The 14,783-nt window shown below is 63.4% G+C and carries 14 protein-coding genes; 10 read left to right on the forward strand and 4 right to left on the reverse strand.

All coding sequences use genetic code 11. The features are described 5' to 3' along the window. Positions 1-11: 11 nt before the first annotated feature. The 5 genes from ACOJB8_RS18505 to ACOJB8_RS18525 all read left to right on the forward strand — a co-directional run bounded on the left by ACOJB8_RS18505 (position 12) and on the right by ACOJB8_RS18525 (position 4,985). Positions 12-1,589 (forward strand): TolC family protein, encoded by a 1,578-nt coding sequence (locus ACOJB8_RS18505; RefSeq protein ID WP_475013567.1) that lies wholly within the window; start codon positions 12-14, stop codon positions 1,587-1,589. Further along, positions 1,586-2,704, forward strand: coding sequence for an HlyD family secretion protein (locus ACOJB8_RS18510; RefSeq protein ID WP_475013569.1), 1,119 nt, complete (start codon positions 1,586-1,588; stop codon positions 2,702-2,704). The genes ACOJB8_RS18505 and ACOJB8_RS18510 overlap by 4 nt, the downstream gene beginning before the upstream one ends. 9 nt (positions 2,705-2,713) lie before the next feature. Continuing rightward, complete coding sequence (locus ACOJB8_RS18515) at positions 2,714-3,760, forward strand: DUF2955 domain-containing protein (RefSeq protein ID WP_475013571.1); 1,047 nt, start codon at positions 2,714-2,716, stop codon at positions 3,758-3,760. Then, positions 3,757-3,930 (forward strand): hypothetical protein, encoded by a 174-nt coding sequence (locus tag ACOJB8_RS18520; protein ID WP_475013573.1) that lies wholly within the window; start codon positions 3,757-3,759, stop codon positions 3,928-3,930. The genes ACOJB8_RS18515 and ACOJB8_RS18520 overlap by 4 nt, the downstream gene beginning before the upstream one ends. A gap of 122 nt (positions 3,931-4,052) precedes the next feature. Beyond that, positions 4,053-4,985 carry a hypothetical protein gene (locus tag ACOJB8_RS18525; protein WP_368602330.1) on the forward strand — a complete coding sequence of 311 codons (933 nt, stop codon included), beginning with the start codon at positions 4,053-4,055 and terminating at the stop codon, positions 4,983-4,985. Positions 4,986-5,244: 259 nt separating this feature from the next. Here the strand turns inward: ACOJB8_RS18525 and ACOJB8_RS18530 are convergent, their stop codons facing one another. Further along, a complete protein-coding gene (locus ACOJB8_RS18530) occupies positions 5,245-6,021 on the reverse strand; it encodes an NAD(P)H-dependent oxidoreductase (protein ID WP_475013575.1) in 777 nt (258 codons plus the stop codon). An 84-nt stretch (positions 6,022-6,105) separates the two neighbouring features. Between ACOJB8_RS18530 and ACOJB8_RS18535 the strand changes: the two genes are divergently transcribed. The 3 genes from ACOJB8_RS18535 to ACOJB8_RS18545 all read left to right on the forward strand — a co-directional run bounded on the left by ACOJB8_RS18535 (position 6,106) and on the right by ACOJB8_RS18545 (position 9,336). Further along, positions 6,106-7,002 carry a LysR family transcriptional regulator gene (locus tag ACOJB8_RS18535; protein WP_368602100.1) on the forward strand — a complete coding sequence of 299 codons (897 nt, stop codon included), beginning with the start codon at positions 6,106-6,108 and terminating at the stop codon, positions 7,000-7,002. Positions 7,003-7,615: 613 nt separating this feature from the next. Continuing rightward, the gene (locus ACOJB8_RS18540; RefSeq protein WP_368619468.1) at positions 7,616-8,233 is read left to right on the forward strand and encodes a LysE family translocator; all 618 of its coding nucleotides are present in this window, start codon (positions 7,616-7,618) and stop codon (positions 8,231-8,233) included. 245 nt (positions 8,234-8,478) lie between these two features. Further along, positions 8,479-9,336, forward strand: coding sequence for an MBL fold metallo-hydrolase (locus ACOJB8_RS18545; RefSeq protein ID WP_475013578.1), 858 nt, complete (start codon positions 8,479-8,481; stop codon positions 9,334-9,336). Positions 9,337-9,550: 214 nt separating this feature from the next. On the opposite strand, the gene ACOJB8_RS18550 is transcribed toward ACOJB8_RS18545, so the two are convergent. Further along, a complete protein-coding gene (locus ACOJB8_RS18550) occupies positions 9,551-10,429 on the reverse strand; it encodes a LysR family transcriptional regulator (RefSeq protein WP_256094898.1) in 879 nt (292 codons plus the stop codon). A 119-nt stretch (positions 10,430-10,548) separates the two neighbouring features. Here ACOJB8_RS18550 and ACOJB8_RS18555 point away from each other — a divergent pair, with 119 nt between their 5' ends. Together ACOJB8_RS18555 and ACOJB8_RS18560 are read left to right on the forward strand one after the other, a co-directional pair. Then, positions 10,549-11,910 carry a carboxymuconolactone decarboxylase family protein gene (locus tag ACOJB8_RS18555; RefSeq protein WP_475013580.1) on the forward strand — a complete coding sequence of 454 codons (1,362 nt, stop codon included), beginning with the start codon at positions 10,549-10,551 and terminating at the stop codon, positions 11,908-11,910. 142 nt (positions 11,911-12,052) lie between these two features. Then, complete coding sequence (locus ACOJB8_RS18560) at positions 12,053-12,592, forward strand: hypothetical protein (protein ID WP_475013582.1); 540 nt, start codon at positions 12,053-12,055, stop codon at positions 12,590-12,592. Positions 12,593-12,709: 117 nt separating this feature from the next. Here the strand turns inward: ACOJB8_RS18560 and ACOJB8_RS18565 are convergent, their stop codons facing one another. Both ACOJB8_RS18565 and ACOJB8_RS18570 read right to left on the reverse strand, forming a co-directional pair. Beyond that, entirely contained in the window at positions 12,710-13,948 is a 1,239-nt protein-coding gene (locus ACOJB8_RS18565) for an acyl-CoA dehydrogenase family protein (protein ID WP_475013585.1), read from the reverse strand. Positions 13,949-14,017: 69 nt separating this feature from the next. Beyond that, positions 14,018-14,782: an SDR family oxidoreductase gene (locus ACOJB8_RS18570; protein WP_368619473.1), complete on the reverse strand. Its 765-nt coding sequence runs from the start codon at positions 14,780-14,782 to the stop codon at positions 14,018-14,020. Between the last annotated feature and the right edge of the window lies 1 nt (position 14,783).

Consider the following 14,783-nt stretch of genomic DNA (forward strand, 5'->3'; position numbering starts at 1 on the left):
GAGGCCGCCCTGTGATCCTCTGCGAGCGCCCTTACTGGCTCCCGCTCGGCGCCTGCTGCCTGAGCACGCTATTGGGCGCGTGCATGCGCGTGGGCCCCGATTTTCAGCCGCAACGCGAAAGCTGGAGCGAACACTGGAGCAGCGCGTCGATCGAGCAGGTCACGTCGATCGCGGCACAAGCCGACGCGCAACCCGACGCGCGGCAATGGTGGCGTGTATTCGGAGACGAAAATCTCGAACAGCTGATTGCCGCGGCCGACGCGAACAACGGCGACCTGAAGATCGCCGCCTTGCGCGTGATCGAGGCGCGCGCCCAACTCGGCATCGCGCTCGCAGGGCGTTACCCGCAGGTGCAGCAGGCCAACGCCGATGTGCTAGCCTCGGCGCGCAAACGCCACGACGGTTTCGACCCGCGTTCGGGTGCGTACTTTCAGTACGGTCTTGGCTTCAGCATCGGCTGGGAGCTGGACTTCTGGGGGCGCTTCAGCCGCGCGATCGAATCGGCCGACGCCTCGTTCTTCGCCGCCCGGGACAACCGCGAGGACGCGCTCGTGCTCGTTCACGCGCAGGTCGCGGACACCTATTTCACGCTGCGCACGACCGAAGCGCGCCTGCGCATTGCGCGCGAAAACGCGCAACTGCAAAAGCGCAGCTACGAGATCACGCAAAAGCTCTTCAAGAGCGGCGAAACCGACGAGCTCGATCTCGAGCAGGCGAAAACCCAGTATCTCGGCACGCTGAGCAGCGTTCCCGTGTTCGAAAGCCAGATCGCGGTGGCGCGTCACGCGCTCAGCGTGCTACTCGGGCGCCCCCCCGGCCCGCTCCCGGAGCTCGACGTGCAGCCGGCCAAGGCAGGCTTCGTCCCGCTCGTCGACCGTGCGGTGCTGGAGGACGTGCCCGCGAAGCTGTTGCTGCGCCGGCCGGACGTACGCGCCGCGGAGCAGCAGATGGCCGCGCAATCTGCGTTGATCGGCGTGGCGAAGGCCGACCTGTATCCGTCCATTTCGCTCGTTGGCTCACTCGCCTGGAGCGCCAGTTCGCTTGCGGGCGCGCCGAGCACGCTTGGCGTGGCGGGCGGGCCGAGCATCACATGGAACCTGTTCGATCACGGCCTCATCACGAACAACGTGCGCGTGCAGGACGCCCGTCTGCAGCAATTGATCGTCGCGTATCAGGACACCGTGCGCGACGCGGCGCGCGAAGCCGACGACGCCGCAACGGCGCTGAACGCGGCGCTGCAGCGAGACACGATCCTGCACGACGCGCAAGGCGCGGCGCAGCGCTCGCTCACGCTCGCCAATACGATCTATCGCGAAGGGTACTCGGACTTCCAGCGCGTGCTCGACGCGCAGCGCGCACTCTCCGCGCAGCAAGACGCGTTCGTCGTCAATCGCGGCAACGCCGTGAGCAGCCTGATTGCGCTGTACAAGGCCGTGGACGGCGGCTGGGATCTCGATCAGCCGCTCATCGATCCCGCGACCCGCGCCCAGATGCAGCGACGCACGGACTGGGGCGACCTGCTCGACGAACCGGCGTCGCCCGCTGCCGCGCAGGGTGCCGGCAACCGACAGGGCGGTCCGACACGATGAGCAGCGCGTCCGAACCTTCGAACCCGCGCGAGACGCAGCCGGCTTCCGACCCCTCCGGCAAGGCGCTCAAGTGGATTGTCATCCTGATTGTCGTCAGCCTGATCTGGTATCTGCTTGCCGATCGCTTCACGCCTTATACGCAGCAGGCGCGCATCGCAGCCTACGTCGTGCCCGTTGCGGCAGAAGTGTCGGGACGCGTGACGCGCGTGCTCGTGCACAACAACCAGGAGGTCAACGCAGGCGACGTGCTGTTCGAAATCGACAGCGAGCAATACCGTATTGCCGCCGACCGCGCGCGCGCCGACCTCGAATCGACGCGGCGGCAAATCGGCGCGAGCACGGCAGGCGTCGATTCGGCGCAAGCCTCATTGCGCGCGGCGCTCGCCAACGAGGTCAAGGCGCGCCAGGACAGCGACCGGCTCGAACGGCTGTACCGCGAAGACGAGGGCACGGTCTCGCTACGGCGGCTCGAAGTGGCGCGCGCCACGCACGAGCAGGCGCAAAGCCAGGTCGAAGCCGCCCGGGCCGAAGTCGAACGCGCACGCGAACAGCAAGGCGGCAACGAAGCGGAGAACGCCCAGTTGCGCAGCGCGGCGGGCGCGCTCGAAAAGGCCGAACTCGATCTCGCCAACACGCGTATTCGCGCGCGCCCGGCCGGCGTCATCACCGACCTGCGCACGGAAGTCGGCCAGTTCGCGGCCGCGGGCAATCCGGTCATGACGCTGATTGCCATTCACGATGTCTGGGTCAGCGCGGACATGACGGAGAACAATCTGGGCCGGCTCCATGCGGGCACGCCCGTCGCCATCGCGCTGGACGCGCTGCCGGGCGAAGTGTTCGCCGGACGCATCCGCAGCATCGGCTATGGCGTGAGCGTGGGACAGAGCACGCCGCCCGGCACCCTGCCGACCGTGCAGAATAGCCGCGATTGGCTGCGGCCCGCGCAACGCTTTCCCGTGATCGTCGAGTTCGACAGCGACGAGCGTGCACGGCTGCGTAACGTTCGCGTGGGCGGGCAGGCCGAAGTGATGGCGTTTCCGAGCGCCGGCAACCCGCTCAATCCGCTCGGCCGCGTGTTCCTGCGCGCGATGAGCTGGCTCTCCTACGTCTACTGAGGGGCGCCCATGCAAACGAGCCCATCGCTTCCCGGCCGCCGCGCGCTACGCGTGGCCTCCGGCACGGCGCTCACGCTTGCCATCAGCTTCGCGCTCGACTTTCCGATTCCGGTGATCGCGCCGGTGCTCGCCGTCTTTCTGCTGGTGACGCAGAACCGGCCGCTTTCGCTCAAGGCGGCGCTCGTTCTCGCCGTAGTCGTTCCGCTCACGACAGGCAGCGGCCTGCTGCTCGTCCCCGTTCTGCGCTATTACGTGTTCGGGGGCGTGTTGCTCGTCGGCCTCTGTCTCTTCCTGGCGTTCCGCGCCGGCCTGCGTGGCGGCAACAATCTCGTGGCGACATTCCTCGCGGCAGGCCTCACGATGATCAGCGCGGCAGGCGTGGCCGACCAGCAACTCGCGGCCACGGTGGTCGGCGCGCTCGTAAAGGGACTGCTGCTCGCGGTGCTCGTCTCGGTCCTGAGTCACGCGCTTTTTCCCGAGCCCGGCGCCGCGGGTGCGGGCGCTAAACCCGCCGCGCGCGTCATGCCGCCGGACGCAGCGTCGCGCATCGCCTTGCAGGCCGCGCTCGTGGTCATGCCCGCCTGGCTGCTGGCGATGAACGACCCCGCGAGCTACATGCCGATCATCATGAAGTCCGTGAGCCTCGGCAGGCAAACCTGCACCACGTCGGCACGCAGCGCAGCGCGCGAACTGCTCGGCTCCACGGCGCTCGGCGGACTGCTCGCCGTCGCGTTCTGGTTTGCGCTCAGGCTCTTCGTGAATATCTGGATGTTCTATCTCTGGATGCTGCTGTTCGGTCTGCTCGTGGCGCGCAAGCTATATCGCATCCGCCCTACGCGTTACTCGCCCGGCTTCTGGCTGAACAGTCTCGTCACCATGATCATTCTGCTGGGTCAGTCGGTCGAGGACAGCGTGGCGGGCAAGGACGTGTACCGCGCATTTGCCGTGCGCATGGCGCTCTTTCTCGCCGTCACCGCTTACGCGTGTCTGATGCTGCAGATAGTCGAGCGTTTCGCACGGCGCGGCGCAACCGCACTCAAGAGGAATACGCCATGAACGATGCGTCAACGAGCGCGGACCATGCCCCGAACGCACGCGAAATTCTGCTGGAACCGGGGCGGCGCCTGCTTCTGGGCGGCCTGCTTCTGGGCGGCCTGCTACTGCGCGGACTGGTCGGCGTGAAGGCGGCCTCACGCCATGCGCAATCGGGTGTGAGAAGGCTTTAAGCGAATTCGAGCAGGTGTAATCAGACCCAATCGGGCATCGGGACCCGGCAGGATCGAACATGACGAACACCACCGTCCGTTGGCTGCAACTGCGCATCGCGCTAGTGAAGACTGGCGTGGCGATGCTCGCCGCAGTGCTGCCGTGGCATGCGCACGCGCAGAACGTACCGGGCCAGCTGTCGAACCAGACCGTGATAGGCGGCAACATCAAGCAGCATGCGGACGCCGTGCTGTCCATCATGACCTACACCACGGTGCCGGACGTCACCACCAGCTCGCTTTCGATCAACAACGGCACCACCGGCAACCCGGGCTTCGGGCAAACACAGCTAGGCGGTGGTTTCACGCTGAGCCGGTCGTTTCCGTTGTACATGGAAGGCACGATCGCCTATAGCCGCTACGACCCGACGTTCATCGCGACCGACGGAACCGAGACACGCGCTGTGCCCACCAGGTGGAATACCTTCAGCGGCACGGTGGGGCTTGGTTGGGACTTCCGCATCACCAACGAACTCGTGTTTCGCCCGATCATAAACGGCACGATTGGCCGTGTTTCCAGCGATCTGCGAATCGGACAAACGCTGTTCAACCATGTCACGGACAGCAATCTCCAGTTCCTCAATAACGGCTATCTGGACGCGTATGGCTACGGCGGCTCGCTCATGCTCGACTATGAGCACTACCGAGAAAACTACGAAATCGATGCAGAACTACGCGCGACCGATATCTACCTGCGCAGCTTCGGCGGGAGTTCTGAAGCCGTTCAGGGTTCTGCGATGGCACAGCAAGTGAGCCTCTGGACGCGCTGGCGCGCGCCGACGGGTTGGCACGCGCTCGACAAGCCGGTGCGCTACGTGCTGGAGTTCGCCTACTCGCATTACTTCGGTGACAGCGCCGGGGTGCTCGGCTTCAACGAACTCACTTCGCTGGGCGTGGGCCTGGAACTCGACAGCAGCGCGCATCCCGTCATCATTACCCGAACGCGGGCGATGGTCCGCTATGTGTTTGGCCACAACGTGCGCGGCGTGTCGTTCGGGCTGGCGGTCAGCTTTTAGGAATTCGAACGATGGATGCGTGAGGTAAATTACGATGAGTCCGAGAGGTGAGCGTCAACTACATTCAACGGCAGGTTCCGCATCGAGGCGTCTCGCGCTCGCGGGCGTTTGGGCCTGTCTGCCGCCACTGGCGGGATGCCTACTACGCGGCGCCACCGGGCACCGTGGTCATGACGCCCGCCAGCTACGACCAGCGCATGGGGCGCCAGGGGATCGTTTTCCGATTGAACGCGGGGCCCGCGAACGCCGCCCCACCCGCTTACGCAACGTGCGCGGCAAACCCCGTGCGTTCCGGCGCAACGTCTTCACGCAGCGTGAGTGCCGGAATGTCATACGCACCGCCATTTTGCTTGCGGAACGCGATCGGTTCGGTCTGCGCCAGCGCATCCAGGCGAGCGCCGAGCGCGTCGCGTGTTTGCGCATAGCGCTCCTCGTCCATGCGCCCCGTGCGATACACGAGAAACGGCGGCAGCACGTCGTAGCCCGGGTAATAGAGCACGCCATGATGGATCGGAAACAGAATGTCGTCGATCGGGCCGTTCACGCCCCGAGGCCCGTAGTGCGACGCCCAGCCGCCCATCGTCACGACGAGCATCGCGCGCTTGCCGGCCAGCGTTCCTTCGCCGTAGCGGTCGCCCCAGCGCACGTCGGAGTGCTCGCCCACGCCATAGGCGAAGCCGTACGCGAAAACACGCTCCACCCAGCCCTTGAGGATGGCAGGCATGGAGAACCACCAGAGCGGAAATTGCAGGATGAGCGTATCGGCCCACACGAGTTTGGCCTGCTCCTGCGCGATGTCCCCGGTCTGGAGGCCGTTCTCGAAAGCGTGCTTCGAATCGAGCGACGGATCAAACGGCGTGTCGCGCCGGCGTTCGACGCTGTCCTGAGCGTCGAGCGCCGCTTTCCAGTTCATGGCATAGAGGTCGGACACCTGAACGGCGTGCCCCGCCGCCTCGAGACGCCGCACGGTGAAATCTCTGAGCGCGCCGTTGAGCGACTTCGGCTCGGGATGCGCATAGACGAGCAGGATATTCATGGGGAGGGCTCCGTGATGTGGTACGAACCCAGCTTAGTTGCCCGGCTGCTATAGTGAAAATGAATAACGAGAATACCAGCCATTATGTCCGCTAATTTGCGCAGCCTCGACCTCAACCTGCTCGTCACGCTCGACGTGCTGCTCGCCGAGCACAACGTCACGCGCGCGGCGCGGCGCCTGAACTTCTCGCAACCGTCGGTTAGCGTGCATCTCGCGCGGCTGCGCGAGATATTGGGCGATCCACTGCTGCTGCCAGGCCCACGCGGCATGCAGCCTACGGCGCGCGCGCTCGCCTTGCGCGAACCCCTGCGCGAGGCACTCGAGTCGCTCGAGCGCGCCATTGCGCCCGAGAGCCCGTTCGATCCCGCCAGCGCCCACGATACCTGGTGCGTGGCCGCGAGCGACTATGGCGAGTCCACCATCGCGTTGCCGGCGCTGCGCGGCTTGCGCGAGGCCGCGCCGCATACGCGCCTTGCCGTGGTGGAACTCGCGCCGGCGCGCGTCGCGAAGCAGGCGGCGCAGGGCGAAATCGATCTGGCCTTCCATACCACCAGCGACGCACCCGAGAACCTGCGCCGACGCGCGCTCTTCACCGAGCGCTACGTGCTCGCGGGCCGCGCGGACCATCCGCGCCTCAAGCGCCGTCCGGGCGTCAAGCAGTTCTGCGCACTGGAGCACGTCATCGTCTCGCCCGATGGCGGCGGATTTCGCGGCATCACCGACGAAACGCTTTCACAAGCCGGACTCACGCGGCGCGTCGTGCTCTCCGTTCCGCACTTCCTCTTTGTCATTTCCGTACTCGAACGCAGCGACCTGGTAGCGATGCTGCCGTGGCGGCTCGTGCGCGCAAGCACGGCACTGCGCGTGGTCGAACCGCCTGTCGAGGTACCCGGCTACGAAATGTGCATGCTCTGGCACGAGCGCTCGCATCGCGACCCCGCGCATCGCTGGCTGCGCGAGCAAATCGCCCTCGCTGTTTAACTGCGTGAGACGGACAGACGCCGAAGAGAACAACACGATGTCACCCAGTCGCGCACGCCGGCGCCTGAAAAGCCGGTGCGCGATATCGCTAGCAAACCTGTCGCGTAGGCGCTCGCGTCAGCCAGCATGTCAATGGCATCGGCGAGTCATCCGCTGGAGCCAGGGGACATTGTCACGACTGCAAGATAAGGAAGCCCTAAGAATCATTCCCTAAGCTCGCCACAGGGAATTCATAAGTCGAAGCGCATTCTGCGCCGTCCCATAGGGCTACACACTTCCCTGGTCGGGCAAGGGTGAACTCGCAGGAACTGATGAATGAGCCATGTAGATGCGAGCAGACCGGCAACGCTGACGCGCATTGCGCGCGCATCCGCACCGGCTAGTCGTGAAAGGAAATGGAAAGGCAGGATTCACGTATGTCGGTTCAGGTCGTATGGGCACGGGCTGGACGGCGAACCGCACTTTCAATGCGTTGAATGCGGCGTGTTTATGGTGCGTGGCGTCCTGTATGGCCCAGATTGACTCCCCTTGATGTTCCGCAGCCCATGCGGCCAACAGCGGGCAGTCGTGAATTGCTTCAGAATACTGGCTGGCCAATTCACTGAGGCTACAAATGGTTAATTCGTCTGCTATTGCGACAGTCTTTTCCGTCTATGCGGCAGCTGTCGTCATACCTGGGCCGAACTTCGTCGCAATCACTCAGAAGGCGGTAGCCGGCAGACGCTCCGACGCGCTCGCGCTTGTCGCCGGGATCGTGACGGTGAATCTGTTCTGGGCGACTTGCGCCATTCTTGGTATCGGCATGGTGTTCGCTATTTTCCCGTGGCTCGCTGTCGGTATCAGGCTTGCTGGCGCGGCCTATCTGATCTGGTTCGGGGTGCGGCTCATTGTGTCGGCACGGGCAACCCCCTCCGAAACACGTCACCCAACGAAGGTGCCCCTGTTTCGTGCCGCGTTCCTGCAAGGTATCGCGACAAATATCGCGAACCCGAAGTCCATCGCCTTTTATGCGGCGGTGTTTTCCTCAGCGGTGCCCACGCACGTTCCCATGCCGACGTTTTTCGCGATGCTTGCTACCGTCGGTGCAACAGCGACGTGCTGGTACGGAGCAGTCGCGCTCGTCCTATCGCACGCGGCGATTGCGACGGCGTATCGACGCGCGAAGTCATGGATCGACCTCACATGTGGTGGGCTCATGATTGCGTTGGGAATCCGGCAGGCATTTCGGTAAGCGAAGAGATGAAGTCGTTGGTCCGCAAGGGCGGGTGTTTCTTTTCTGAGAGCGAGCAGCAAGCAAGACAGCAGGGCGCCTTCGCAGGCGGCCCCAATACCGTGCAATAGCGGTTACTCAAGAGGTGAAGCGCTACAAAGGTCGCGGCTCCGACTTCCTTCCGTTGCTCCGGTCGTGTCCTTGTGGTTGAAAGGTCTATGATGGGACTGTGAGCTTGCCATGCGTTGTCAGGACCCGAGCATCGAATGAAGCCACCACGTAATACCGACTCCGCCCCAGGGGAGTGGTACATCGACACAGCGTGCATCAATTGCGGTGCATCGCGTCATGTCGCGCCTGGGCTGATCGTCGAGCGAAACGACAAAAGTATCTTCGTTCGCCAGCCAGGCACGCCGGAAGAGCAGCTTGCTGCCTGGCGGGCGGCGTTCGTATGCCCAACGGCATCGGTACGCAGCGAAACGAAGCAGCTTCGTCCGAACGCGGTGATCTTTCCGCAGCAAATCACATCGGGCGTGTGGCGCTGTGGATTCAACTCACGCTCATCGTTTGGTGCGCATTCGTATTTTGCCTCGCGCGCTGACGGCAATCTGCTGATCGACTCACCGCGCTACACGGCCGAGCTCGTCAAATGGTTCGACGACGCCGGTGGCATCGCACACATTCTTTTGTCGCATCGCGACGACGTCGCAGACGCGGACAAATACGCGCGTCGATTCGGCGCGCGCGTCTGGATTCACCGGGAGGACAGTTCGGCTGCCCCCTATGCAACCGATCTACTCGACGACGTGTCGGCGCCGACCATTGCGGCCGGCGTACAGGCAGTCCCCGTGCCCGGTCACACGCGGGGTAGCGTCGTGTATCTCCTCGACGATCGCATTCTCTGCTCCGGTGATTCGCTTGCCTGGAGCCCACGCGAGCAGGACCTCGTCGCATTCAGGGACGCGTGCTGGTACTCATGGGCCGAGCTCGCCGAATCGCTCGGCAAGCTCGCCATGTATCGTTTCGAATGGCTGCTTCCTGGTCACGGCTGGCTCGCACACTTGCCGGCCAAGGAAATGAGTGCTCGCCTGGTCGCATTAGTTGCACGCATGCGAAACGGTTGAAGTCGCCGCCAGTTCCGCACACTCGATCGCCAGGTGGACTTCACCGCGAAGCAGACGTTCGCGAGAGCTCTCTCTACTCGCTAGAAGCGCTCGGCGCACCAGCACACGACGTCTTCCTTATCCGGCACACGGTTTTCCCAGACGGTCCACTGGGCGCCGTCCCAGCGCCAGAAGCGACACAGGACGAACGGCACGGCCGTGGCTATTCCATGCCCTAAGGGAGCAACGCCATTTTGCGCCGCACGATGCGTAACAACGCATCCAACTCTGATGCGTGTTGCGCATTCCTGTAGGCGAGGCCGAATCCGATCCAGAATTCCCCTTCCTTGAGCGGCCTGAAAGTCGCACCGGCGCGCCGCACCTTCGTCATCGACTTCGGTATGAAGCCGATGCCCCGTCCGCTTGCCACTTCGGCCAGCAGGAGGTGGTGATCCGCGGGTTCCGTCAGTCTGCGGCTCGGCGCATGTCCGAGCTTCGCGAACACTTCCTCGTAGTGATCGAAGAATCCGGGATTTGTTCGGCGCTGCGGCCAGAACAGGGGTTGGTCATTCAACTGCGCGATCGACAGAACTTTGTGCCGCGCGAGCGGATGCCGCACGGGGATTACCGCGACCAGCGGCTCTTTGTGCAGCGGTTCAACCACAAGCTCCCCTGTTGCGCTGGGCAGTCCGATCAAGGCGACATCGAGCGCGCCACGCTGCAGGCGCCGGATAAGCTCGACGGAAATGGCGGCAACGAAAGCCAGCGACCCGCCAGGAACCGCTTTCTTGAAGGCAGGCTCGAGGGAAGGAAAGACCTCCGGGTCGAAGACCTTGGTATAACCGACCCTGAACTGCCGGGGCGTTCCCTTCGAATGCCGTCGTGCGGTTTCGATCGCCTCTGCGGCTTGAAGCAGCGTCTTCCTTGCCCCCTTCAGGAATGCGCTGCCCGCCGTCGTAAGTTCCGCGCCCGCCGAATCGCGATTGAGCAACGTCACCCCGAGTTCGCTCTCGAGCTGTTTGATCTGGCGGCTTAGAGGCGGTTGTGACATGTGCAGGCGTTCGGCCGCGGCGCGGAAGGTGCCTTCCTCCGCCACTGCAACGAAGCACTCCAACTGGCGTAGATCGATTCGTATCCTCATGCAGAAAAGGTATCACGAATTTGGTCTTGGCCCATTGCATCTTCCTGCCCGTATGCTTCGTTCCAGCGACTTCGAGAAGGAGCAAATCAGACATGGATACGTACAAGCGCAGGGACTTTCTGCAGAGGATCGCCGCAGCCGGAACGCTGGCAGCGGCCGAAGGCGAAACACCGATGAATGGATCTACGGCTCAGACAGGCATGACGGCCTTGTTGGGTGCTTCCGCTGGCGAAACCAGTGCAGAACGTCATTCCCGGGGTATCGAGGTGCTGAAGAGGATCGGTGGCGCGGGCTATGGTATCCCGGTCCACCGTCTGGCGCAGGTTGCCCCGGATTTGGCACGATTCACGGTTGAATTTGCCTATGGAGACATCCTGTCGCGGCCGGGGCTGGATCTGCGCCTTCGCCAGATCGCCACCGTTGCCGCGCTGATGGCCCATGGCAGCGTGCAGCCGCAGCTGAAATATCACATGACCGGCTTCCTCAATACCGGCGGAGAGCCGGCAGAACTGGTCGAAATGCTGTTCCAGGCGATTGCCATCCTGGGGTTTCCGGTCTCGATCAACGCCGTGGGCATCGTTCGCGAGATCTTTCTGGAGCGCGGTCTGGCTTTCGATCCGATAGCCCCAGTGTCCGACGACGGCACTGCGCGATATCAGCGGGGTCTCGAGGTGCTCGACGACTTGATGGCCAATCCTGATGAGTACATGGAAAAGCTGGAAGGCACTTCACCCGAGCTCTCCCACTGGGCAGTCGAGTTCGTGTTCGGTGAGATCTTCGTTCGCGAGGGACTCGATCCAAAGGCAAGACAGATCGCGATCATCTCGATGCTCGCGGCAGCTGGCAATCGCAGCGATCTGCTCCACCTTCATATCGAAGCCGGGCTCAAGTCGGGCCTGTCCCGCACCGAGATCACCGAAGCCCTGATGCAACTGGCCGTCTATGCCGGGTTCCCGAGCGCTTTAAATGCCTTTGGGGTTGCGAACGCCGTCTTCACGAAGCCGAAGCAGAAAGAGAAAGAACGAGCAGGCGGCCGGGTAAGCGCGAATGCCATCGTCTCCGAAACCCGCAAGGCTCGCAGCGAACGTGGATTGGCGACACTCGCCACGACTTCTGCCCAGGCGGGCGAGGCCGTAGTCAACAGCTTCAACGACCTGGCCCCGGATATCGGCCGCGCGATCGTCGAGCACTCCTACGGCGACATCTTCAGCCGTACCGGGCTCGACGCGAAGACGCGCGAGCTTGCCGCATGCTCGGCGCTCGCCGCGGTGGGAAGCAAAGCGACGGAGACGCCGCTGCGGGTCCATGCGAATGCGGCGCTGACGGCGGGAGCTACGCAGGCGGAAATCGTCGAAACGCTGCTAAACGTCCTTCCCTATCGCGGATATCCCGCAGTCGCGGAAAGCATGCGTATCGTCGGCGAGGAATTCAGAAAACGCAGCGATCACGCCTGAAAAGCGGCGGGAGAACAGCAACGAATGCCACACGCTTTCGGACACGCGGCCGGCCCGAAGGCAGCACGACCGGTATCGGGAACAGAGCTAGCGGGCGTACGAGCCGCCTACTGGTTGTAGAAGACTGAAGTAGACGCTCTAATTGACTGAATATCTTTGCTCCGATTCGATGTCCGGTTCTGGGAGCGGTCTACGTCGGCTCAGGGTCGGTCATCGGGCCGCTGCGCAAGCGACGTCAAGGTACTACCGTAAAATGGCGCCCATGAACATGGAACCAGCGGATCCCCCAATGCTCAGTGAAACCGAACTGCGTGATCAGTATGCGAACCTCCAGCAGCGCGCGCTGAACCTCGGCTCACATGCGCAGTCACGCATTGACCAGCTCACCGCGGCGATGCAGTTGCCACCGACGCAACATACCGATGCGTATTTGCACGCGCTGCAGGGCGCGACAGATGACGCGAGGGTGGCCGTCCTGAGTTATCGCCGTGGGTTGCCCTTCGTCGAAACGGCCAACTCGCTGATCGAAAGCCTCGCGAAGCCTTCCCCGTCTGCCGACGAGGAGGAGGCGTGGCGCGAACAGTTGCTGTTCAGGCTCGCCGAGGTGCTGGAGATGGGCGCCGACTTGATCGCTGAAGGCGAAGCGCACCTCGAGCGCAGCGCGCGCGCTGAAATCGAGTGATCGCCCTACGTAGGCGCCCCGGTGTCTAACTGGATGAGTTCAGTCACAGCAACGGTCAATTGCTGAGGAAACGCGATCGCTGCTGGGCGCGTCCCAAAGCGATCGCGAGCCCCTTCGCTAACGCGTCAGGTAAGGACTCTCATGGCCCGGCTCATACGGCCGCGCCTTGATCTCCATGCGCGCAATGCTCTGGAGATGCACCTCATCCGGGCCATCCGCGAACTTCAATGCACGCCCCCAGGTCCAGCTGTCCGCCAGCGGCGTATCAGGGCTCAGCCCCATCGCGCCGAAGGTCTGCATCGCGCGCTCGCATACGGCGGTGTGCACGCTCGGCACGAGTGCCTTGATCATGGCGATTTCCTTGCGCGCCTCCTTCGCACCCACGTTGTCGATCATCCAGGCCGCCTTCAGCACGAAGAGCCTTGCCTGATCGATTTCGATGCGTGACTTCGCGATCCACTCGCCAACGCAGCCGTGCTGATAGAGCTTCTTGCCGAACGCCGTGCGCGCCTGCGCGCGTTCGATCATCAGTTCAAGCGCAAGTTCGGCGGCGCCGATCGAACGCATGCAGTGGTGAATGCGCCCCGGTCCCAGACGCGCCTGGGCGAGCGCGAAGCCGCTGCCTTCTTCGCCGAGCAGATTCGAACGCGGCACGCGCACGCCCTTGAATTCGATCTCGCAGTGACCTTCGGGCGCCGTATGATTGACCACCGTGATATTGCGGATGATCTTCACGCCCGGCGTGTCGCGCGGCACGAGAATCATGCTTTGCTGACTGTGCGTGGGCGCCTCCGGGTCGGTTTTGCCCATGACGATGAACAACTGGCAGTTTGGGTGCGCCGCGTTCGTGATGAACCATTTGCGGCCGTCGATCACATAGTCGTCGCCGTCGAGTCGAATCGACGTGGTGATATTGGTCGCGTCCGAGGACGCCACTGCGGGCTCCGTCATCGCAAACGCCGAGCGGATCTTGCCTTCGAGCAGCGGCTCGAGCCACTTCTTGCGCTGCGCGGGCGTGGCGAACATATGGAGCAACTCCATGTTGCCCGTGTCCGGCGCATTGCAGTTGAACACTTCGGATGCCCACGACACGCGCCCCATGATCTCGGCCAGCGGCGCGTACTCGAGATTGGTCAACCGCGTGCCCGGCTCGTCGTCGCGCAGATGCGGCAGGAACAGGTTCCAGAGGCCTTCGGCACGCGCCTTCTCCTTCAGGTCTTCCATGAAGGAAACGGGGTACTGCCCCGCGCTCACTTCTTCATGCCATTGGTGGATGCGCGGCACGATATGCGTGTCCATGAACGCGCGCAACTGCGTGCGCAGCGCTTCGACTTTCGGGCTATAGGCAAAGTCCATCTTGCTCTTCCTTGAATCGTGGTGAATGTCGTGCGGCGCGTAGGTCGATGACGCGCGCCGCTCCCATCGTCAAACCGTCAGGCCGCCGTCCACGACGATGCACTCGCCGTTGGTATAGCTCGCCGCGTCGGAGACGAGATAGAGCACGGTGCCGGCCATCTCTCGCGGCTCCGCATGGCGGCGCAGCGGAATCTTCGTCATCCAGCTTTCGTACATGGCCTGGTCTGCGAACAAGGCTCCGGCAAATTTCGTTTTGGTAAGACCCGGTAGCAGCGCATTCACGCGAATGCCGAGCGGGCCGCACTCCTTGGCGAATGCCCGCGTCATGTTGACTACAGCGGCCTTGGTGATCGAGTAGATGCCCTGTTTGTCGCCTGGCTGCAGCGCGTTGACGGAAGCCGTGTTAACGATCGCGCCGCCGCCGTGCTCGCGCATCAGCTTGCCCGCCTCGACCGACATGAAGAAGTAGCCACGCAGATTGACCTCCACCGTCTTTTCGAAGGACGAAAGATCGGTGTCGAGAATGTGGCCGAAGTATGGGTTCGCCGCCGCGTTGTTCACGAGGATGTCCAGCCGGCCATGTTTCGAGCGAATGTGCTGGAAAACGCCTTGAATGTCGTCGAGACGCCCCACGTGGCACGGATACGCCTCGGCGCTGCCGCCCGCTTCCCGGATGCCGCGCGCCACGGCTTCGCAATCGTCGAGCTTGCGGCTCGACACGATCACATGGGCGCCCTGCTCCGCCAGCAGCTTCGCAATCTCTTCGCCAATGCCACGGCTCGCGCCAGTCACCAACGCAATTTTTCCGTTCAGATCGAACAAATTAGTAGTCACA

This window comes from Paraburkholderia sp. BR10141 (assembly GCF_056155635.1).